The sequence below is a fragment of the Candidatus Krumholzibacteriota bacterium genome (genome assembly GCA_034520215.1).
In the GTDB taxonomy this organism is placed as follows: domain Bacteria; phylum Krumholzibacteriota; class Krumholzibacteriia; order Krumholzibacteriales; family WJIX01; genus JAGHBT01.
This window is the reverse complement of the sequence record JAXHNR010000002.1, coordinates 670,734-692,978: the sequence shown is the minus strand read 5'-3', so window position 1 is coordinate 692,978 and position 22,245 is coordinate 670,734. Positions and strand designations below refer to the sequence as shown.

Below are 22,245 nucleotides of genomic sequence, written 5' to 3'. Positions count from 1 at the left end.
TTAAAAAACTCCGGGTGCGTTATTCCTAGACATACGCCTTACGCATCTGCTCATCCGTCAGGACATGCTTGATAAGTTCCTGCCATCTATCAGATTTCCAGGTACCCAGCTTACCGTGGGTAATGTAATAGCTCTGAGGAATCGGATGAGTGCCGACAACCACGTCCAGATCAAAATGGGCGGGAATAAATTCAGTAAAAAAGTTCAGCCGCGGGCAGGGCGGATATCCAACCACCAATCCGGTTGCAAGATGAATTACATCTGCCCCGTTCTTTTTCATCTCCGCCGGAGCGTACTCTATATTTCCTCCGGGACAACCTCCGCAGGTGGTATAGCCGGCTAATTCAACTTCCTCATTCTTATACAGGGCGAATGCCCCCTCACGGTTCCGCAGGGATCGAAGACATTTCCCTCCCGCGCAGTTATGATAACGGTCACAGATAATTATTCCGATTTTCTTCATCTAACCCGCCTCCTTTTTATTTATATATCAATTTCCATATTTTTAAGATAGAACTTCTTTATTCAAAATGAAATACCGCGCCAACGGAGGCGTAGTTTATCAACGTAAAATTATATACTTCATCATTATCCGCTCCGCCCTCCAGAATTCTGTAACCCGCGTACATATCGATCTTATCGGTCGCTTTAAAGGTCAAGGCGGCAAGAATATCCTCTGCGCGGCCCTGAGGAGCTACAAGGGCGTCTCCATCCAAGAGAAACGCGAACTTCTCAGCAAATTTCCATAAAAGCCGGTAATGAATTATCGGGACGAACCCGACATTGCTTTTTTCTGATTCGAGGCCGTCCCCTTTTACGGCAATTTCCGCGTCTCGTATCTTTCCTGTAAATCCAATACCCATTTCGATTTTATCATTTCTCATAAAGTCATAACGGTAGGTCAATCTGTAAGAATTAAATGTATATTTTGCTTCCAGGGGGGTATGAGCCGGGAAAGTCTTCCCTTCGAATACGAGGTCACGATCCAACCCGCCGCTTGACTGAATTGAAAGCGGGGCATAAAGAACTCCGAGGTGATGACGTTCATTGAAATTATAGAATACTCTAATTCTAAAGAAACCTTCCGCGCCGGTTTTAAGCTCCTCGGAAAGGGAAAAAAGCGTTCCCCCGTCCCCGGGAATCCTCACATCGTTGTACCCGCTGAATACTGCGCCTGTTTCAATCTCCAGGTCAACCTGGGAGAGAAGATCAGGTGTATGCAAAACAATAACGCTTAACAATAAGATGAAAAAGCTGCCTGCTTTTTTCATGACCTGCTCCTTTTGCAATATAAATTGACCTTCATTTTAAAGTGCGCGAGGACAGAAAACCGGGGGAGCTTGAATTCTAAAGCTTAACTTCCAGTTTCACATCAGATCCCCGAATTGCAGCCAAAGCCCCCGCGTACCATAACGAACTTATTGGAATAACAAATTTTAGGATATAGAAAATATTAAGTCAATGAAGTTTACAATGTGGAGTTTCCCCAATTTTTATAACCTATAAGGTAGTCGATGATTTGTAACAGTATGCGGCTGATTAATATTTTCAAAATCGTTGTCGATTTCCCCGGCGAGGGAATTGCACGCTCTGCGCCTCGGTCTCGCTCTTTCTGCCCCTTCGGGTCAGAAATCCTTGCCCGCTCGCCACTCGGCGAGGGTTTTGAAAATATCAATCAGCCGCACTCATCAGCAATGAAAGCCCTATTCCACTTACTAACATCAGTTAGCTGATTCTCTGCCTGAAAATTGGGGGATGTCCAAAAAAAAAATAGACATATACAAAAATCAGAGAATAATATAAAATTTGTTATTATAGTATAATTCTCCAAATGTAATTTGAAAGAAACTGCGATAGGGGTAAGGTCAAACAATATTTTAGGGCGCGGTGATAATGCTATATATCCTCAACAATATTGAATTTCCGATATCCTGTAGGGAAACCGCGGAAGGAGACAAATCATGAACATGCACAAAAATCATAGAATCAAATTTACACTGGCCGGGCCGGGCAGCAATCCGCTGATGATTTCCGCCGCCGGCACCTTCGCGTTACAGGGCTTCACCGTGGTCAAAGCGGGAGGTCTGGTCGTCAACGCCAACAACAACCTGGACATAAACGACAACACACTGCCGGCGACAACCTCTATATCAGCACTGCTTTCGGCATGAACGGACGTATGGAAGTAATGAACCACAATTCGAACCCACAATTCGAAGTGGCCTCTCCGGTAGAAGGCAATACAACCTGGGGGGTAAGCAAGAACATGTTTGCCTCTACTACTATCGGCGCCGAGGGCGTAGGCGAGATGAACGGCACGGTGACATTGACCGGCAACACGCTGAACGGCACCGAGGCCAGTCAATGCATGGTGATCGCCAAGGGCCGCGTCGACGCCGACAACAACGACGTACTGTCTGGCAACATCACTGTCATAGAGGGCCCCCTGCACCTGTCGGGCAACACAATTTCCTCCTGCTACCTGATCGACAGCTGGCCCGAGGGAGGATTGATGAACGACCCCGTGGAGGACAACGACGGGCTTACGCCGTACAATGTAATTACTTTCGTGGACTTCGACGACAATGGCTGTTGCGACTACCCACCCCCCAGCAACGAGAAGGACGAGAACGGCGACTGCCTATGCGACGGTGTGTCGCCGCCGGGTGGATAAACAGAACCAGAGTATGATCTGAATATTCAGACTATTTACCTCTTTTAATCGACGTACAAGATCCGAGGTAAGCTAAATGTGAGAAAGATTGTATAACATCAATTTGCGCCGGACACACCTGCCGGTGAAGCGATGCTCTTTATAGGGCTTTGGATATCACATGAGAATTTGGGACATTAATCCAGGTTATTTGAATCGGCAAAGCCTGTTAGGTGAACATCGGGAATTACATGCAGTAGTATCGATTGTTCGTAATAATAAGAAGGGATACTCAAAGCACCCCGAAACTCTTCGCTGGATTGGCTATGGATGGGCGCTCAAGCAACGCCATAAATTGATCGTCGCTGAGATGAATCTTAGAGGCTACGTTGATAGGTCGCCCGTGAATTTAAGATCAAAAAAAAATCAATGGCCAGCCGTGTTCATTGATTCCCCGGCTTCTCAGTTATCTATTCTGTCTAAAAAATATGAACTGCTTGAACCCGGGAGAATACCCTTACCTGAAAACGCACAACAATTATGGGCGCAACATAAATATTCAGTAATGGCGAGAGATATCGAAACGTATAAAAGGATCGGAAAATGGTTAGCATCAAAGCATGATCTGAAAAACATCGATGATATCTCCCTGGAATTAACAACATTATTAAAAACACCGCCAAATCCAAAACTTATTCATAACGCGGCGCTGCACATGTGGGACTATGTTTCTGAATATTCATCGACAGCAAAAAATAAGATTGACTCCATTCCAACTAAGAAATTGTTAAATAAAATTCAACGTCTGGCCTTATCGAATAATTCACGTTATTTGATAGATTCGACAGCATTGAGCGAACTACGCGCATGGAGCGACTAAAGCCCTTTAACAAACGCTTATGCCGTTAAAAATTGTTGAAAGATAAATATCCAGTGTATTTTAGATTTATTTTATGAATAGCAGGGGGCGGGTTAAAACCGGAATGAGTGGCAACTTTCGCCGGAATACAAAAGTGTTAAATTTTTTTTAAATATTTATTTATATTGAGGGAAAATTGGCTGGAGTACCACTCTAATCTGTCTGAACTATAGTGTTCCTCCGCTTTGTTCTTAATCCTAAGATAATTAAAAAAAATAGATTGAAGGAATTTGCCAACCATACTTTACGTTAAAAAAAACGGATGTAAAAACTTCATCAAAACCCATAAGAACTTTGATCGGGTAGAATTAGAATTGTAATCCGCAGATCAAAAATGTTAAGTTATTTATGTTCTACTGGTTGACTCTTTATTCAGCAATTTTTGTTATATTATACTATCGGGCAGTCTGGTGGCGCGGCATTAAATATTACAACTGTTGCATTTCAAAATTGAATTCGTAAAGCAAAGCAGCAGGGAAAAAAGTTGAAGATAAAAAACTACATTATAGCAAACACGATACTCCGAACAACTCGCAAAGCCTTTTCATCGAATTCCAATACATCCTCACGCCCTCCTACTACCGCCGAGTGTAAAAAAGCTTGCGGATGCTTGTTCAAAATTGTCTTGCCTTTTATCTACCTGGTTGAGCTGCTTTTCGCGGCAGCAGTCCCTCTATTTGGAATATCCCTGATTGCTCTTACAATAGCCGGCCAGCTTCTCTTCTACTTTTCAGATAAGCAGAAAGCGAAAAGAGCCAGCCGGAAAGCTCATAATAAATTTGAGGAAAACGATTTCCACGGAGCGCTCGAATTTTTCAAAGAAGCCCATCGTCTTGACTGCAGCGACTATTCTACAATTAGAAGTCTCGGATATACTTACCGCCTGGTTGAAGAGTATGATGATGCCATCGAAATGCTTCAGAAGTACTTATCAGAATATCCCGATGATCATTTTGCTCTCTTTCTGCTCGGAAGCTGTTATTACGACACTGAACTATTTGAGAAGGCCATAGAAGTGCTGCAGTTAATCCCTGAAAGTTATGAGAAAAATGCTAAAGTACTTAACCTTTTAGGGTCATCATTTTATCAGTTGGGTAAAGTGGATTCAGCGCTCGACACATTTAACAGGGCTCCTCTAAACCAGCCGATAGATAGCTATGATCTGAAAGAACTGCATTACAATCTCGGCCTGATCTATAATGATCTGAAGGAAGAGGAAAAGGCATTATCACAATTCAAAAAGGTTTACGCGCGGGACATCAATTACCGGGATGTTGAGGCGCTGATCGAATCCCTGGAATAATTGATGTACATTTTTATAAAAACAAAAGGGGCATCCCTCTTCTATCGCCCGTCTTTCTAAGAAATATTTACCGCTTAAGGACTCAGCCTGTTTATCAGTCTCGGGAAGGCAATCGTTTCTCTTACGTGCTTTATCCCGCAGATATAAGCGAGGAGACGCTCCAGACCCAGCCCGAAGCCGGAATGCGGAAAAGCCCCGTACCTTCTCAGATCCAGATACCATTCAAACGCTTTTCGAGGCAGCTGCTCTTCTTCTATCTTCTTCTCGAGATATTCCAGATCGGAAGCCCTCTCGCCGCCGCCTATGATTTCCCCGTACCCTTCGGGAGCCAGAAGGTCCACCGACAGACTTAACTTATTGTCATCCGGATCCGGTTCCATGTAGAAAGCCTTGATGGCGGCGGGGAATCTATGCACGAAGAATGGTCTGTCAAATTCCTCGCTCAGTACGGTTTCATCATTCCCGCCGAAGTCTCCTCCGAATTCAAAATCGACACCCTTCTCCTTTAATTTAGCAGCAGCGTCTGTATAAGATATCCTGGGGAAAGGAGGCTTGACGCTTTCCAGCATACCTGTATCCCTCTCGAGAACATCCTCCAGCAGGTCCCTGTATGTATCAACAGTTCTTCCTACAACCTCGACAACAAAGTCCTCCGCGAGCTTCATTATATCATCGAGACGGGCGAAAGCAACCTCCGGCTCCACCATCCAGAATTCGGTAAGATGCCGCCGTGTCTTCGATTTTTCAGCTCTGAAAGTAGGACCGAAGCAATATACTTTTCTGAAAGCCGCAGCGGTGGCTTCATTGTAGAGCTGACCGCTCTGAGTAAGATACGCTCTATCCCCGAAATAATCCGTCCCGAAAAGTGTTGTCGTGCCTTCACAGGCGTTCGGCGTAAAGATGGGAGTATCACAACATATAAACCCCCTGTTGTCGTAGAATTCCCTTATGTAACGTATAACTCCGGCTCTTATCTTCAAGATAGCGTTCTGTCTGGAGCTGCGCAGCCAGAGGTGTCTGTTGTCCATAAGAAAGGACATCCCATGCGATTTAGGGGTGATCGGATAACCATCCGCGATATGAATCACCTTCAAATCAGTGACGTCGAGTTCATAACCGCCCGGGGCGCGCTTGTCCTCTTTAACTGATCCGGTAATCTCGAGAGATGATTCCTGTGTGAGGGATGAGCCCGCTTCAAAAATTTCATCTCCTACCGATGATTTCTCTATGACACACTGTATAATACCTGTGCCGTCTCTCATCTGAATAAAAATTATCTTTCCGCTGGAACGTATATTATACACCCAGCCTGACAACTGTACACTCTTCCCCACAAAACCACTTATACCGGAAATTTCGGCTGGCTGCATTTTCTCTCTCCTCCTTAAAAAACAAAATTGATTTCTTTCCGACACTATTAAGGCGGCATCTAATACCGCGCCACATTATTCTATTTACCACTTCAATATGAAGATGTAAACAGTGAAATGGCAATAAATGCCTTTTAACCCCCTATTAAACCTCTAACGGCATGATTATTGCCGAAAATATCGGGGAAAGTGTTAAATAACCGCTGTTTACATCAGAGAGGCAGATAAATAATTGAAAAAGAGGTTCTGGCAGAGGAATATAACTAAATCCCCGGCGATTATTTCACTGTGCGCCCTGCTCTGTATTGCATTATGCACTTCAGCTCTGGGCAATTCACTTGACGACATAAAAGATTCCGGAATCAAAAGTTATACAAACGAGGAGCTGCGCGTGGGGGCGCCCGCGCTGAACTTAAGCTCCAGACTTTTATACAGCGAAGCGATGAGAACCCTGAAAGAGGGAAACCGGAAAGAGGCAAAAGAAAAACTGCTTCTAGCGCAGGATCTCTCAAGTGACTACGCCGCCCCTTCATACGCTCTTGCCCGCATCTCCCTGAAGCAGGCAGACTTCAATTTTATTATCTATCTTTTAAGTGGACTGAAGAAACAAAGTTCGTCTTTCTACAAGAGGAATCTGGTTCTGATAAATCTTATTATCACCCTTACAGCGGCTGTCGGTATAACTCTGCTGATTTATCTCATACTCCTGCTGGTAAAATACAGTTCAAAGATAAACCACAAAATCACTGAAATCTACGCGGGCAGATTTACTTTCCCCCCGGCAAAATACATAGGCCCTGTTATAATAGCGGGGCTGCTGCTTACTCGTCCCGGGCTTGCCGCCTACGCCTTTCTTCTTATTATCGCAGTATGGAGCTTCAGTTCAAATAAGGAAAAGGGGATATTGATATCACTCATCGTCTTAATATCCATTTCTTCTTTTTTCTCGGAAAAAATTAATAATTTTGTTCCGGGGATCGATGAATACAGCGTAACAAGACGACTATCTTTGATTAACGAAAAGGGAGCGGATAGAGAAACAATCAGTTTGATTGAGGAAATTGATTCGCCGGAATTTAGCGCCGAAAGAAATTTCGCTCTGGGAACTCTGATGTACAGAAGGGGAAATTTACAGATTGCAAAACGATATCTCAGACAGTCTATCGAGGAAGAAAACGATTTCGTTGAGGCTTTCATCAATCTCGGTAATATCTATTTCAAAGAGGGTGACTACGATAAAGCTTTGAACGGATACCGTAACGCCGTCTCCATAGACTCAACTAATTCTGTAGCACAGTACAATATCGGTCAGACCTGTATCAAAAATATGCGTTTCAGTCTTTCGAGTTCGGCGCTTACAAAAGCCAGTGAATTTGGTATCGAAAGATACAAAAGAGAAAACCCAGCTTCAGATTTTGCTGATAACGAGATTCTCGGGTGCGGCTTTAAAAAATCACATTTGCGCCGTATAGCCGCCCGCGAAGCTAAAAACCGAAAACTGCTCCTTATAGACGAAATCTTTAGAAACTGGATTCTACTGCCGTTTAGCATCCTCTGGCTGCTGTTTCCGATGAGCGTTTTGGCCGCGATCTTTATAAAAAAAGCCCTTCCCGAAGAATGGGAGGTATTTAATTGCGATAATTGTGATAAACCGGTCTGTCCGAAATGCGCGGGAACTGAACTGGGAATCAATTTATGCCCCGACTGCGCCAGCATGATAAATGGACTTTCAAGTGTAAAAGTCACTGAAGCGCTTCTTCGCCGCAAACGTCAGAAGACAATCAAAAGAATATCATCAGCCAGGTGGAAGAGGATGCTTATATTTCCCGGCGGAACACACATATACACTAAAAAGACTTTCACAGGTGTACTTATGATTTTCGTCAGCTCGATCGCGCTTCTTTCTCTAATCTGGAACGGTTTTTACTTTAAAGATCCGCGATATGAGTTCACCTCCCCCGTGCTCTGGAAAACGATAATATCTCTAATAATACTGACTATTACGGCCATTATCTCAACAAGGGCAAAGAAACCCGGAATAACCCGTAATTACAATATTCTTCCGCCGCAGACTCTCGGCGAACATAACGAAGAAGAAGACAAAAGGAATTACGGCGAGAATAACAACTCGGACGAAGTTGGAATAAAAGACTCAAAGGAGAAGGAAGAGTTCTTCAGTTCATTTATGGATGCTCTTTAGAAAGGGCTTAATATGGCATTCGAAGGAGATGTAAAAGATTTTGGATTAAGCGAGATACTTCAGCTGATCTCAGTACAGCAGAAATCCGGGATGCTCCTTGTAAAATGTAAAGAAAAGGTCGCGATATTCTTTCGTGAAGGAGAGATTATATCCACTCGCGACCGCAGAGACCAGACAAGAGATCCACTCGAAGAATACCTCATAAGGTACGGGTTCCTTAGTGAAAGTGAAATAAAGAGCCTTAAACGGATCCAGGCTGAAACAAAACTCGACCTGACAGATATACTGCTGTCCGAAAAGTACTATTCAGAGGATGAACTGAAAAAAATCTTCACGGATCAGATATACGAAACTATCCAGGAAGTTATAAGCTGGCCGAAAAGTCACTACAAATTTATCTCGGGTAACAGACTCCTCCAGGGAGTAAAAAGTTTTATCAGCATCAGGGTTGATGCTATTCTTATGGAAAGTATGAGGAGGATAGACGAATTTGCTGAATTCGAGAAGAGATTTCCCTCAATGGAAATGACCTTCAAGAATATATCCAGACCGGAACATGAATTTTCAGAACTTACGAAAAACGAAAAGTTGATCTACGGAATGCTCCATGAAGAAATGAAACTCTCCAACCTTATTTCAAGGGGCAGGATGCCCCGTTTCAACACCTATGAAGCCTTAAAAGAACTCCTCGAAAAGGGTATGATTGAGATCGGTAAAGTAACAACCCCTGAGACAGAGGAGCTGCCGCCGGAAGAAAAAGAGGAGAAAAGTTCCGGAAAGCGGTTTTTACCAACTTCCATAACGATATTGACTCTTATCATCTGCTTTTTTATTGGAGAATTTGCCGTACCCCGCGTCCTTCCGCCCGGATGGTCATTCCGGAACGTTAAAACAGAACATAACAATGGTTCCAAAGCAGCCGCCGGAAATTACCTGGCGGGGAATATTGAAGAGATCAGAACACGGCAGCTTGAGAAGAAAGTCCGGTCAGCCCTCGACGAATACACCGCGGAAAAGAAATCTTATCCCTTAACTCTGGAGATTCTGTCAATAAAGGGTTATATTTCAGAGGAAATATCAGCCCGGGTAAAAAATGCTGGGTTCAAATACAAACCGTATAAAACCGGCCGGTCCTATACTCTGAGAAAAAACTGAATTCATCCGTTTTCGCAATGATATTGCTCCAGGTCCCAAACGGAAGACTCCGTGTATGATTTCCTTAAGCACAGGTTTATGAAAAATACTTCCTCTACCTCTTTATAAGCGGTGTAAGGGCGGAGACGCCATTTATAAATCTACCCTTTAAATCTTCCACCCAGAAGAGTTTTCCGTATGACAATTTGTTTTTTAGACTGAAAATATTATCTATCACATAAACACCTTCACGGCGAAGGGCGAAGGGGTCAATTCTTGAATTTAAAGACGGCGGACAGATCGAAAACGCCGCCCTGTATCCCGCGCGGCGCGCCGCCTCACTCACTCCGGAATTCACCTTGCCGAAAGGATATGAAAGGCATTTAATCTCTTCTCCGGTGTTTTTATCCAGTATTCGCTTAGAAAACGTCAATTCATCCCTGAGCTCTTCTTTGCTTAAACCGGTTAAGTCTCTGTGTGACATTGCGTGAGATCCAAAACTGAACCCCATATCAGAAAGTTCCTTTATTTCATCCCAGCTTAAATGCTTGAACCTGCGCCATGGAAGATTTAACTCCCAATCGTTGTACTTGCCCGTATATGAGGTAATAATAAAGATTAGAGCGCTTATATTCCGTTTCTTAAGAATCGGCGCCGCGTTGAACAAGAATTCCCTGTAGCCGTCATCAAAGGTTAAAAGTATTTCTTTTCTATTTCCCGTCCGTCTACCCTCAAGGACCGCCAAGAAATCATCTTCACCTAAAAAACTAAACCCCAGATCCAACAATCTGTCAATCTGGGACGCAAACCTGGCGGGGGATATCCATGTCCCGCCAAGTTCAAAGTCTGTAACCTTATGATAGGCGAGAACACGCGGGAAATCATCGGGAGGCAGTCCCCATCTGGTTTTCCAGAGCAAATATGAGAGAATAACTAAAAATGATAAAACGGAAAGTATCAAAAGAAAAAGGGACAAACCTTTCTCCTAACCGGTATGGCCGAATCCGCCTTCACCCCGCTTAGTGGCATCGAGCCTGTCCAGTTCGACAAGAGAGACATTGGGCAGTTTACAAATGACAAACTGTGCTATTCTGTCTCCCCTCTTCACAACAAACTCTTCAGAACCGAAATTATACAGAATAACCCCCACCTCTCCCCTGTAATCACTGTCGATTGTTCCGGGGCTGTTAAGAACACCTATTCTGTTATTTAGAGCCAGCCCGCTTCTGGGCCTCACCTGAGCCTCATATCCGCGCGGGACTGAAAGCTTGAATCCGGAGGGAACTATTCTAACATCTCCCGGACTTATTGAAAGATCTTCAGCGCAGGCGGCGCAGATATCATAGCCGGCCGCCCCTTCGGTCGCGCGGGACGGGGCAGGGAGTCCGCCGTGATGAGGAAGATAGCAAACACCTACCTCGGCGAGTAAGTCGGATATGACCTGCTTTTCCTCCAACCTTATCCTTTCAGAAAATCCCGTTAGAACCACAAGTAAGACTATTTAAACAGCGGTAAATTCGCGTATTGAGATCTATGCTTCCGGAAACAGAAACGGGGAAATATTACCCCTTTAAGATTAAGATATTAAAAAAGTAACAAAACCCCGGGAATTTCCCTGCCTTAAGTTGATTACAAGAAAATGCGCTGCATGCCCTGAAATACTAGAGAAGCACTTTTCGGCTTAACCTGATTTTCCCCTGATCGTCGATACCGATAATTTTAACATCCAATTCATCTCCGACATTCAGCACGTCCTCCACCTTTCCTATACGTTCGTTAGCGATTTCAGAAATATGAAGCAGTCCGTCTTTGCCGGGAAGAACCTCCACAAAGGCGCCGAATTTCACGACACTCTTTACGACTCCTTTGTAAACCTTGTTGAGTTCCGGTTCCTCGATTATTCTCTCAACCATTTCAAGGGCTTTATCGCCTGATTCCTTATCTACCGCCGCGATCTGAACCGTTCCATCGTCATCAATATCAACCTTCGCTCCTGATTCTTCCTGGATATGTCTGATAACTTTACCTCCCGGGCCGATAATTTCTCTGATTTTATCAACGGGGATCTGTATCTGGACTATCTTAGGAGCTTTGGGCGAGATATCAGCCCGCGGTTCCGGGATTACTTCCAGCATCTTATCAAGAATACTGACTCTTGCTTTGCGCGCTTGTTCAAGGGCTTCAGCCATAACTTCGCGCGACACGCCCGATATCTTCGTGTCCATTTGAAATGCCGTTATCCCGTCTTTAGATCCGACTACTTTGAAATCCATATCCCCGAGGTGATCTTCAAGCCCGAGAATGTCGGTCAGGATAGCATAATTATCCCCTTCCATAACAAGCCCCATGGCAACTCCCGCGAGGGGTTTCTTCATCGGAACCCCCGCATCCATAAGGGCAAGTGTGCCTCCGCATACAGTTGCCATCGAACTGGAGCCGTTGGATTCCATAATGTCGGATACCACTCTGATCGTATATGGAAAATCTTCCTCAGACGGAATCACCGGAGTCAATGAACGTTCAGCCAGCAAACCGTGACCTATCTCGCGCCGGCCGGGACCGCGGAAAAACCCCACTTCACCCACGCTGTACGGCGGGAAATTATAGTGGAGAAGGAACCTCTTCCATGATTCCCCTCTCATAGCGTCGACTCGCTGCTGATCCTGAGAAGTTCCAAGCGTTACGGCAACCAGGCTCTGTGTTTCTCCCCTGGTAAACAGAGCGCTTCCGTGAGTCTGAGGCATCACACCCACTTCACAAGTAATATCTCTTATATCATCCAATTTTCTTCCATCGGTCCTTACTCTTTCATTGAGAATTAAATCTCTGACAATCTCCCGCTCAATTTCGTGAAGTATTTCAGTTATTTCTTTCTCTGCCTCGGGATATTCTTCTGAATATTTCTCTACAGCCTCCAAACACAAACGGGAGAGCGAACGCTCCCTGTTCAGCTTACCGCTGATATTGCTTCTCTCACGAATCTCCTCAGTATATTCATCTCTTAATTTCTCAACGAGTTCGGCGTCACGCTCAGGTTCGAGGACCTTTCTCTTCTCTGGAATATCACAATCTTCAAGAAACTCCCGTTGAAACGCGTTTAGTTTTCTGATCCAGCTGTGAGCAAAATCGAGAATCTCCAGTATCTTATCCTCTGAAATCTCGTTTGTTCCCCCCTCAACCATCAGAATCGCGTCATCTGATCCGGCGACTATTATATCCATATTCCCATTTTCAACTTCTTCAAAGGTGGGATTTATTATATAACCGTCATCACCAATACCAACTCGAACTCCGCTCAGTATGGTCTCAAACGGAATCTCAGACATATTAAGAGCAAGAGAAGCCCCTATTATACCCAGAACGTCGGCCTGGTGTTTCTGGTCCGCGCTCAACACGCTGCAGGCAACCTGCACTTCATAATTAAAATTGTCGGGGAAAAGAGGCCGTATCGGTCTGTCAATAAGTCTGCAGCTGACCGTTTCATGATCTCCGGGCTTCCCTTCACGCTTGAAGAATCCTCCGGGAATCTTCCCCGCCGCGTAGAATTTTTCTCTGTATTCGACGAAAAGAGGGAAAAAATCTTTATCTGTTTCCTTGCCTTTTGAGGCAACCGCGGTTACAAGCACGGTTGTGTCGCTTTCTCCCAGAAGGACAGAACCGTCCGCCTGTTTCGCGATTCTTCCGGTTTCGAAAAATAATTCTCTGTCTTCAATTGTAATATTCTTTCTTATCATCTTATTTCTTTCCTTCCACAAACAAATAATTAATACAAGACACGCTCACGCACACTCCAACGGCCACGAAAAGACCTGGTTGGCAATATAACTGATGATTATTTCCTGAGATTCAATTCCTTGATGAGCGCCCTGTATTTTTCAATTCTGTTCTTTTTCAAATAATCCAGCAGTTTCCTTCTTCTACCTACCATCTTCAATAGACCGCGTCTGGAACCGAAATCCTTCCTATGCTTTTTGAAGTGTTCCGTCAAGTCGTTAATCCTCTTTGTGAGGATAGCAACCTGCACTTCCGGTGATCCGGAATCCGAATCATGGAGCTTAAATTTGTCAATTATCTCTTTCTTAGCATTTCCGTCTAAAGCCATCGTAAAAACCTCCTTTAATCACAATGCTGAACAAACACGATGGCAGCAGAAAGGGGTTTTCCCAATCCGCCATTAGTATCTAATTAATATTAAACTCAACGGCAGGTCTATTCTTCAATCCTATTACCGTCTCCTGAAAAAATTTAAACTACAGCACAATGCTGTAAGTTATAATGATATAATATTAAATTGGTTTGTCAATCATTTAAATCCTAATTGGAGTTTCCCCAATTTTTATACCCTGTCAGGTAATCGATTGATTTGTATAGTGTGCGGCTGAGTGATATTTTCAAAATCGTTGTCGATTTCCTCACGGGGAAACCCCCCGCTCATTCTCTTTGAAGATACCTCTGATCAATTCACGGTCCTTTATCAATTGCTTTCTCAGCTCGCCGTAACTGCCAAACAACCTCTCTTTTCTTATGAAGTTGCCGCAGTGAACCCTGAGCGTTTCACCGTAGATATCTTCTGAGAAATCAAATAAATGAACCTCTATTCTCTTCTTATTATCTGATTTAACAGTGGGAGACGTGCCTATATTCATCATGCCCGCGCGGCGCGTTCCGCCTATTTCCACGGAGACAGCATAAACACCCTCCGCCGGGATCAATTTATCAGGATTATCCACGACAAGATTCGCTGTCGGGAAATCAAGCTCGCGCCCTATATTTTTTCCCCTGACAACAAGCGCGTCAAAAAAGTATTCACGTGTCAGATATTTCACCACATCTTCAGTTCTTCCGGCAGAAACATCCGCTCTGATTATAGTGCTGGATACAATATTACCCTCGATATTCTCAGGAGGAACAACGGTTAATCCAAATGAATCCCGCTTGCCTTCGCGCTTTATACGCTCCAGCGATCCTTCTCTGTCCTTTCCTAGACGAAAATCATACCCGACGACGAGATGCGTCATTCCCCATCTTTCTATCAACCTCTTCTCGATAAAAGAAACATAATCCATTTTGAGCAGTTCACCGGAGACCTTCTCAATAACAAGATAATCGATGCCGAGGGGCTCAAGGAGTGAAATCTTCTCTTCCATAGTAGTAAGAAGCTGCGGAGCCGTACGGGGCTTAATAAAACTCAACGGATGTCTGTCGAAGGTAAAAACAATATTCTGATCGAGAGTCTCTCTCTCCTTTATATCAACAAGCGTGTTTATGACCTGCTGATGGCCGGCGTGGACTCCGTCAAAGACCCCTATCGTCACCGCGGATTCGCCCTCAATTCCCTTTTTAATATCTTCCGTCTTAGAAATAATCTTCATCAGTATCCCCGAAATTCATAATATCATTAACTGGAAGCTGTCTTAAGAACACGCCTGATCTTAATGATTCTCGCGCGGGTAACTTCTCCTATCCCGCCCAGTGTATTATCGAAACGGATAAGACGGATAATATCACCCCGGGATAAGTCCATATCGACCGGAAAGGGCGGGGCGACGCCATTTAGAAGCAGAGCGGACTGACGCTTTGTCATCTCAAGAGCCGGCAGATGTGCCAGCGCTTCAGCCGGCGAGTATCCCGGACTGTCAATCTCAGAGAGCATGTTAAAAGCGTCCGGCGAGACCGCCTCTTCAACGTTAAAATTGCCTATCGCGTCTCTTCTCAGACCTGACAGGTGAGAAGGAACTCCCAGTCTTTCTCCTATCTCCTCGGCCAGAGTTCTAATATACAGTCCCCTTGAACATTTTACCTTAATCCTGAACTCGGGAAGATTACATGAAACAAGATTTATGTCATATGTTGTAACTTCACGAGGCTTCCTCTCTACTTCTTTTCCCTTCCTTGCAAGTTTATAGAGCGGAGTCCCTTTATATTTGAGCGCGGAATACATGGGAGGAACCTGCGGGCGTTTTCCCAGAAAATCGGGCAGAACTGAAATAATATCCTCTTTCCCGATATCCTTCCACTCCCCGGTTGAAACCACCTCTCCCATTGTATCCTGAGTATCGGTTGACTGGCCCAACCTGATATCGGCAGTGTACTTCTTCGGCAGATCCATCAGATAGTCGGACAATTTTGTCGCTTCACCGCTCAGAATCAGAACCAATCCCTCCGCCACGGGGTCTAAGCTTCCCGCGTGGCCCGCTTTTTTAATCTTTGTAAAACTCTTGAATTTCCTTACGCAGTCAAAAGTCGTAATCCCGGTACTTTTATTTACAGGTATAACTTTATTATTTAATTTATCTTTCAGTTTCATTAGATCCTCTTGCAGGGTTTTCCGCCCGAAGAATTAAAGTTTAATCAATATTTGGCGAAACCCATTAATTATCAGCTCTCTGCTTCTCTCGAGGTCATACTCTAAAGTCAATCCGGCGGCGTTCTTATGTCCCCCCCCGCCATATCTTTCAGCCAGGGAAGCAACATCAAGGTCATCTAAAGAACGAAGGCTCGCCCTTACTCTCTCTGGGTTTATTTCTCTAAGAAAAGCGGCAAGTTCAACCCCTTCGATTGAAGAAGCATAATCGATAAACCCCTCGGTATCCTCCGCCTCGGCATTAAACTCGTCCAGCATGGAATTAGTAAGCGTCATAACGGCTATCTTTCCATCCTCGAACAATTGCAAATTGGCGAGAACACACGATAAGAGCTTTACTGATCTGAATTTCTTCATATAAAAGAATTCCCTTGTTATCTCACTCGCCCTCGCCCCGTACTTAATAAGTTCTGAAGCGACGGAAAGCGCTTCAGCGTCAGTATTCTGAAATCTGAAACAACCCGTATCCATTACAATCCCCAGATAGAGATAATCGGCAATCTCCGGTGTTATAGATTCACTGCCGGTAAAGGAAAGAAAGTGATAAACCAGAATCGTTGTAGAAGCGGTTTTATCTTTGATATAATTGATTGAACCGAATCTCCTGTTCGTGGGATGATGGTCGATATTTACTATAACGGCGTCGCCTTCGGGAGTGATGATATCGCCCGCTCTTCCGAGAGTAGGCGTATCGAAAACAAAAGCGGCTTCAAACTGAAACCCTTTAACATCCTCTTCGGACAGGATCGATTCCAAGCGCGGAAATTTCTTATACTTTCCCGATACTCCGCCCGGGATATAACACCCGACCTCTTTACCCATGTTTTCAAGCAACGCGGCAAATGAAAGCATTGAACCGACACAATCACCATCCGGATCAATATGAGCAATCAGAATAAATGTCTTATGCTGGTTGATCAGTGTTCTGATATTCTCAAATAACTGCATATCCTTATAGCTAATCAACCTCATCCTCCAGATCCCGATCCTCCTGCTCATCATGAATTTTATTGATTATTTTCTCTATCCTCATTGCCTTGTCGAGTGATTCGTCATATTTAAATATCAACTCGGGGATCACTTTCATACGGATGTGTTTTCTTATCTTACTTCTTATAAAACCCTTGCAGCTTCTCAGTCCTTCCTGAACTGTCTCGATATCATCTTTTCTTCCTATAATATTGTAATAGATTTTAGCAACCGAAAAGTCATCTGCTGCGTCGATCTTTTGTACCGTAACATTGGCGACACGCGGATCCTTGACTTTTTTCATAATCAATTCCGCGACAAACTCACGAATCGCCTCCTTTTTTCTGGCTTTATACTTATTACTCATATCGTTTTTCCCTCTATAAATAAGTTCTTTCTATGTTAGCGCAAACGACTCTTGGATCACTGTCAAGAAAGGATATGACAGATTGAAGAATCTTATCCAGCCTCTTTGAAGTGTTAGCGACTGTCACGACGCAGAACTCGCTGCGCTGCCATTTATCCTGAAAACCCGTTTCGCAAAAGGCGGCGTTGAACCTGTTTCGCAGTCTATCCTTGACGCTGTTAAGAATAATCCTTTTTTCTTTCAGAGAAGAACAGCCGGGTAAATAAAGTTCTAATACTAAGCTGGCAATCATCATATGAATGGTTTTTCAGCACCCTCAAATAGACCTGCTTCTTTCCTCCTTAATAAAAATACGCAGGATATCCCCTTCTTCTACGTCATTATAGTCCTGTATTCCTATACCGCACTCGAATCCGCTGTTTACTTCCTTGACATCATCCTTGAATCTCTTCAGGGAAGAAACCACACCTTCAAAAATAACCTCTCCCTCCCTTTCGACTCTAACAAATGAATCTCTGACCACCTTGCCGGATTTTACGAATGACCCGGCAACCACCCCCACTTTTGACACACCAAAAACCTGTCGGACTTCAGCCGCCCCAATATCTTTTTCGATGATTTCAGGTTCCAGAAGACCTGACATAGCGGCTTTAATATCCTCGATTGTTTTATATATAACTTCATAAAAACGGACATCAACATTTTCCGTTTTTACAATTTGTGTGGCTGGGGGGGTTATACCGACATGGAAACCAATAACTACAGCGTTGGAAGCTGAAGCAAGCAGAATATCGCCTTCATTTATCATCCCCACACCACTATGAATAATTTTAATCTTAACCTCTTTTGTGTCAAGACCTTCCAAACTATCCGCGAGCGCTCCCACGGAACCGTCAGTATCAGCTTTAATTATAAGGGGCAGTTCTTTTACTTCTCCTGCTTTTATCTGATCATAGAGGTCTTCGAGAGTTATTTTGCTTTCAATTCTTCTTTCCCTTTCCCTTCTTAACTGCTGTCTCTTGCTCGCGATATCCCTTGCTGTTCTCTCCTCTTCCACCTGAATAAGGAAATCTCCGGCTTGAGGAATACCGTTGCTTCCCATAACAATAACGGGAGTAGAGGGGGGAGCCTCTTCTATTTTATTGCCCCGTTCATCCAGCATAGCCTTAACTCTTCCCGCGTAATCCCCCACGAGGAAATTATCCGATACTCTGAGCGTACCCTGCTGAACCAGAACCGTGCATATAATACCGCGCCCTTCCTCTTTTCTCGCTTCAATAACGGTCCCATGAACCATAGCTAATGGATCGGCTTTTATTTCCATCATCTCCGCCTGAAAAAGGACCATTTCAAGGAGATGCTCAACCCCTTCACCCGATACAGCCGATACTTCAGCCACCATTACATCCCCCCCGTATTCTTCGGAGACGATCTCATGTTCTAGCAGCTCACGCTTAACCTTTTCCACGGAGGCATTTGGAAGATCTATCTTATTTATAGCTATAACGATAGGCACATCGGCAGCTCTCGCGTGGTTTAGCGCTTCGACTGTTTGAGACATCACGCCGTCGTCGGCAGCTACCACAAGAATTACTATATCAGTTACTTGAGCTCCCCTCGCTCTCATAGCCGTAAATGCTTCGTGCCCAGGTGTGTCTATGAAGGATATCTTTTTATTATTTACTTCGACTTCATAAGCGCCGATATGCTGAGTTATTCCGCCCTTCTCTCCGGCGATTACATTTCTCTGGCAGATATTGTCCAGCAGGGAGGTTTTTCCGTGATCTACATGTCCCATGATAGTTACAACAGGAGCTCTCGATACCATGCGTTCAGGATCTATCTGTTTGACCTCTTTCTTAATCAACTCACGGGGTTCTACTTCTTCGAATTTTATTTCGTAATCGTACTCATCGGCGATCAATGACATTGTATCGGAGTCAAGACGCTGATTGATAGTAACCATCACCCCCAGCCCCATACATTTCTTAATAATTTCCGTGGGGTCTACATCAAGCTGACGCGCTACTTCTGAAAGTGTGGAATACTCCGGGAGTTTAATGACATTATCCTCTTCCACAACCTCTTCTGATTTTTTCTTTCTTTTGCTTCTCTTGGATTTTCTGGTGACTTCCATTTTAGCCAGAGTTTTTCTGACACTCTCTTTAACGGCTTTCTGATCCGCTTCCTTCTTGCCTTTTTTTGACTTCTGAGGTTTCCTTTTCTTGCCGGGTTTTTTGATCTGCTTCTTATTCTTACTTTTTTCCTGAGTCTCCTTAATCTTAGATTTATTCTTGTTTTTAACATTCTCTTTAGTGTCGTCCTTAATCTGCTTCAAATGCTTCTTTATCATAGATTCGGCGCGCTTCTCCACCGTGCTCATGTGGCTCTTTACAACGATACCCTCTTTGACAAGAATTTTGATCAAAGCCTGACTGGATATACCATACTTTTTTGCAATCTCATAAACTCGAATCTTCGTCAATAGACCTCAACTCCCTCCAGATATTACTCTAGTTTTTTTTCGGTATCATCTTCCGCCTCTTCAAAAAGTGGGCTTTCAGAATCTCCTTCAGATTCACTATCTGCCTGATCTGTTTCATTATCGTTTTCTTCAGTGATTTCACCTTCATCTGTCCCGGGAGTATCGGCATTCTCCTCTTCCTGTTCAACTTCATCCTTCTCTTTCTCTCGGGATTTGCCGAACAACTCATCCTCGGTAGGCATTACTTCACTTTCCTTATCTTCAGAGGATTCGAACACCTTTTCACCAAACAGCTTCTCCTCCATGCCCTCATCTTTTTCTTTTTCCTTCTCGATAAGTTCCTCAAGCGCTTTATCCAGCTCTTCCATAGTCTCCTCGGCTCTCGCCTTGAGGTTATCGGCAGTCTTTTCTCCTATTCCTTTTATCTCTTTGAGTTCCTCTACCGGTGTCTTGTGAAGCTTCTGTACAGTTAATACCCCAAAATCCTTGAGTTTCCTGGACAGCGTTTTAGTGACTCCGTACATTTCCGATATATCCATCAAGAGTTTCTGTTCAAACTTGCTTCTTCTTTCGGTGTCCTTAACCGTGGCCAAATCTATTTCCCATCCTGTAAGTTTCGAAGCCAGCCTTACATTCTGACCCTGCCTGCCTATAGCAAGCGACAGCTGATCTTCCTCAACAATAACCACAACGGTTTTTCCCGCTTCATTGAACCGCAAACCGCTGACTTTAGCCGGCGCGAGCGCGCGAGAGACGAATTCGGAAGAGATATCACTCCAGTTCACTATATCTATCTTTTCGCCGTGTAATTCATTTACGACAGCCTGAACCCTCGATCCCTTCATTCCAACACATGACCCTACCGCGTCTACTTTATCACTCCGAGAACGAACGGCGATCTTTGATCTCCCTCCCGGTTCTCTCGCGATACTCTTTATTTCAACATCTCCGTCAAAAATTTCAGGAACTTCCTGTTCGAATAACTTTCTGAGGAATTGACTGCTGGTTCTCGAGATCGTAATAAGGGGGCCTTTGATATCTTTATCAACGTCAACGATACAGGCTCTGATCGTATCACCCTGATTATACCTTTCTTTCCTTATCTGTTCTCCGTAAGGAAGATACGCTTCAGCTCTTCCGAGGTTAACAAGGATGTTGCCTCTGTCTACCTGCCTGACCGTACCTGAAACAATATTACCCACTCTGTCTTTATAATCCTCGTAGATCCTTTCTCTCTCTGATTCCCGGACACGCTGCATAAGAACCTGTTTAGCGGTTTGTATGGCATTCCTTCCAAATTGCTCGAGAGACATCTCTTCGGAAACCTCTCCGCCAATTTCAGCGTTTTCATCCAGCTGCAAAGCTTCATCCAGCGTTATCTCTGTATCAGTTGATTCAACTTCCTCTACAACTTTGTATATACGATTAATTTCAAGAGCGCCCTTGGCTTCGTCGATATGAACTCTCACGTCCGCGTCAGGTCCAAACTTCCGTTTTGCCGCGGAAACAAGACTGGCTTTGACAGTTTCAATAAGAGCATTTTTGTCAATCCTCTTTACGCGTACCATCTGCGAAAAGGCGTTGAAGAATTCCGATTTCATAATACCTCTTTTCTTAAATTCATCATTCCTGGTTTCATTGTATTCCAGCTAATGGAATCTGTCAAAATTTTTTCACTTCCGTCTCTTTTTCTTCTTTCCTTTTTTACCCTTACCGATACCAACGGGCTCAGTATCAAGATTAGCCCGGGTTATCCTTTTTAATTCAATCCTGACAGTATCTTCTTTTAATCTTAAGACAACCGAGCTTCCATCTGTTCCGGATATCTCCCCCGTAAGCGACTGCTTATTCCCCTTTTCATTAATAAACTGAACTCTGGCTTTTTTCCCTCTGAACTGTTCGAAATGTTCAGGTTTCACAAGGGGCCTTTTAACCCCGGGAGAAGATACCTCAAGATTATAAGGACCTGATATGCCGTCCAGCTCATCAAGGACAAGAGAGAGTGATTTTGAAACACCAACGCAGTCATCTATAGTAATACTCCTGTCCGGATGAGCTATAAAAATACGTAATATCCGGCGTTTACCCCTCTGGAAAGAATTTGCTTTTATCAATTCATATCCCAGATTACCGAGCTCTTCCGTAAGGATTTCATCTATATTCTTTTCAACTGTCATATTAATATTTACCAATACCCTCAAATAAAGCAAAATAGGGCGCTTCCGCCCTATCTACCTACTATTAATAACTACCTTAATTACAGTCAAAAATCAAGGATAATTTTAATTGGAGTTTCACCAATTTTTATAACCTATAAGCTAGTTGATGATTTGTAATAGTATGCGCCTGATTGATATTTTCAAAATCGTGGTCAATTTCTCGCCGGCCGAGGAAATTGTACGCTCTGCGCCTCGGGCTCGCTCTTTCTGCCCCTTCGGGTCAGAAATCCTTGCCCGCTCGCCACTCGGCGAGGGTTTTGAA

Annotated in this window: 21 protein-coding genes; 6 read left to right on the top strand and 15 right to left on the bottom strand. The window is 44.0% G+C overall.

What is annotated here, in order from left to right:
• Positions 1 to 25: 25 nt before the first annotated feature.
• Both U5O15_09675 and U5O15_09670 read right to left on the bottom strand, forming a co-directional pair.
• The gene (locus U5O15_09675) at positions 26 to 463 is read right to left on the bottom strand and encodes a CGGC domain-containing protein (protein ID MDZ7860912.1); all 438 of its coding nucleotides are present in this window, start codon (positions 461 to 463) and stop codon (positions 26 to 28) included.
• 58 nt (positions 464 to 521) lie between these two features.
• Positions 522 to 1,271 carry a hypothetical protein gene (locus tag U5O15_09670; protein ID MDZ7860911.1) on the bottom strand — a complete coding sequence of 250 codons (750 nt, stop codon included), beginning with the start codon at positions 1,269 to 1,271 and terminating at the stop codon, positions 522 to 524.
• 690 nt (positions 1,272 to 1,961) lie between these two features.
• Here U5O15_09670 and U5O15_09665 point away from each other — a divergent pair.
• The 4 genes from U5O15_09665 to U5O15_09650 all read left to right on the top strand — a co-directional run bounded on the left by U5O15_09665 (position 1,962) and on the right by U5O15_09650 (position 4,875).
• The gene (locus tag U5O15_09665; protein MDZ7860910.1) at positions 1,962 to 2,171 is read left to right on the top strand and encodes a hypothetical protein; all 210 of its coding nucleotides are present in this window, start codon (positions 1,962 to 1,964) and stop codon (positions 2,169 to 2,171) included.
• An 8-nt stretch (positions 2,172 to 2,179) separates the two neighbouring features.
• Positions 2,180 to 2,674 carry a hypothetical protein gene (locus tag U5O15_09660; protein MDZ7860909.1) on the top strand — a complete coding sequence of 165 codons (495 nt, stop codon included), beginning with the start codon at positions 2,180 to 2,182 and terminating at the stop codon, positions 2,672 to 2,674.
• Between the two features lie 160 nt (positions 2,675 to 2,834).
• Positions 2,835 to 3,533 carry a DUF1722 domain-containing protein gene (locus U5O15_09655; GenBank protein ID MDZ7860908.1) on the top strand — a complete coding sequence of 233 codons (699 nt, stop codon included), beginning with the start codon at positions 2,835 to 2,837 and terminating at the stop codon, positions 3,531 to 3,533.
• A 523-nt stretch (positions 3,534 to 4,056) separates the two neighbouring features.
• The gene (locus U5O15_09650; protein MDZ7860907.1) at positions 4,057 to 4,875 is read left to right on the top strand and encodes a tetratricopeptide repeat protein; all 819 of its coding nucleotides are present in this window, start codon (positions 4,057 to 4,059) and stop codon (positions 4,873 to 4,875) included.
• 74 nt (positions 4,876 to 4,949) lie between these two features.
• On the opposite strand, the gene asnS is transcribed toward U5O15_09650, so the two are convergent.
• On the bottom strand, positions 4,950 to 6,245 hold the full coding sequence (asnS, locus tag U5O15_09645) for an asparagine--tRNA ligase (protein ID MDZ7860906.1): 1,296 nt from the start codon (positions 6,243 to 6,245) through the stop codon (positions 4,950 to 4,952).
• 232 nt (positions 6,246 to 6,477) lie between these two features.
• Here asnS and U5O15_09640 point away from each other — a divergent pair, with 232 nt between their 5' ends.
• Together U5O15_09640 and U5O15_09635 are read left to right on the top strand one after the other, a co-directional pair.
• Complete coding sequence (locus tag U5O15_09640) at positions 6,478 to 8,445, top strand: tetratricopeptide repeat protein (protein MDZ7860905.1); 1,968 nt, start codon at positions 6,478 to 6,480, stop codon at positions 8,443 to 8,445.
• A 12-nt stretch (positions 8,446 to 8,457) separates the two neighbouring features.
• On the top strand, positions 8,458 to 9,600 hold the full coding sequence (locus tag U5O15_09635; protein ID MDZ7860904.1) for a DUF4388 domain-containing protein: 1,143 nt from the start codon (positions 8,458 to 8,460) through the stop codon (positions 9,598 to 9,600).
• A 94-nt stretch (positions 9,601 to 9,694) separates the two neighbouring features.
• Here U5O15_09635 and U5O15_09630 read toward each other — a convergent pair whose 3' ends face one another.
• From U5O15_09630 to rimP, 12 genes are all read right to left on the bottom strand, one after another.
• Positions 9,695 to 10,555, bottom strand: a complete 861-nt coding sequence (locus U5O15_09630) for a polysaccharide deacetylase family protein (protein ID MDZ7860903.1) — start codon at positions 10,553 to 10,555, stop codon at positions 9,695 to 9,697.
• A gap of 9 nt (positions 10,556 to 10,564) precedes the next feature.
• Entirely contained in the window at positions 10,565 to 11,068 is a 504-nt protein-coding gene (gene dut, locus U5O15_09625; GenBank protein MDZ7860902.1) for a dUTP diphosphatase, read from the bottom strand.
• A gap of 172 nt (positions 11,069 to 11,240) precedes the next feature.
• Entirely contained in the window at positions 11,241 to 13,313 is a 2,073-nt protein-coding gene (gene pnp / locus U5O15_09620) for a polyribonucleotide nucleotidyltransferase (protein ID MDZ7860901.1), read from the bottom strand.
• A 98-nt stretch (positions 13,314 to 13,411) separates the two neighbouring features.
• Complete coding sequence (rpsO, locus tag U5O15_09615) at positions 13,412 to 13,681, bottom strand: 30S ribosomal protein S15 (protein ID MDZ7860900.1); 270 nt, start codon at positions 13,679 to 13,681, stop codon at positions 13,412 to 13,414.
• Between the two features lie 310 nt (positions 13,682 to 13,991).
• The gene (locus tag U5O15_09610; GenBank protein ID MDZ7860899.1) at positions 13,992 to 14,951 is read right to left on the bottom strand and encodes a bifunctional riboflavin kinase/FAD synthetase; all 960 of its coding nucleotides are present in this window, start codon (positions 14,949 to 14,951) and stop codon (positions 13,992 to 13,994) included.
• Positions 14,952 to 14,977: 26 nt separating this feature from the next.
• Positions 14,978 to 15,886 carry a tRNA pseudouridine(55) synthase TruB gene (gene truB, locus U5O15_09605; protein MDZ7860898.1) on the bottom strand — a complete coding sequence of 303 codons (909 nt, stop codon included), beginning with the start codon at positions 15,884 to 15,886 and terminating at the stop codon, positions 14,978 to 14,980.
• Between the two features lie 33 nt (positions 15,887 to 15,919).
• Positions 15,920 to 16,909: a bifunctional oligoribonuclease/PAP phosphatase NrnA gene (locus tag U5O15_09600; GenBank protein ID MDZ7860897.1), complete on the bottom strand. Its 990-nt coding sequence runs from the start codon at positions 16,907 to 16,909 to the stop codon at positions 15,920 to 15,922.
• Positions 16,902 to 17,279, bottom strand: coding sequence for a 30S ribosome-binding factor RbfA (gene rbfA / locus U5O15_09595; GenBank protein MDZ7860896.1), 378 nt, complete (start codon positions 17,277 to 17,279; stop codon positions 16,902 to 16,904). The genes U5O15_09600 and rbfA overlap by 8 nt, the downstream gene beginning before the upstream one ends.
• Positions 17,280 to 17,292: 13 nt before the next feature.
• On the bottom strand, positions 17,293 to 17,571 hold the full coding sequence (locus U5O15_09590; protein ID MDZ7860895.1) for a DUF503 domain-containing protein: 279 nt from the start codon (positions 17,569 to 17,571) through the stop codon (positions 17,293 to 17,295).
• A gap of 24 nt (positions 17,572 to 17,595) precedes the next feature.
• Positions 17,596 to 19,764: a translation initiation factor IF-2 gene (gene infB, locus U5O15_09585; GenBank protein MDZ7860894.1), complete on the bottom strand. Its 2,169-nt coding sequence runs from the start codon at positions 19,762 to 19,764 to the stop codon at positions 17,596 to 17,598.
• A gap of 23 nt (positions 19,765 to 19,787) precedes the next feature.
• Entirely contained in the window at positions 19,788 to 21,365 is a 1,578-nt protein-coding gene (gene nusA / locus U5O15_09580) for a transcription termination factor NusA (protein MDZ7860893.1), read from the bottom strand.
• A 72-nt stretch (positions 21,366 to 21,437) separates the two neighbouring features.
• On the bottom strand, positions 21,438 to 21,956 hold the full coding sequence (gene rimP, locus U5O15_09575; GenBank protein ID MDZ7860892.1) for a ribosome maturation factor RimP: 519 nt from the start codon (positions 21,954 to 21,956) through the stop codon (positions 21,438 to 21,440).
• Between the last annotated feature and the right edge of the window lie 289 nt (positions 21,957 to 22,245).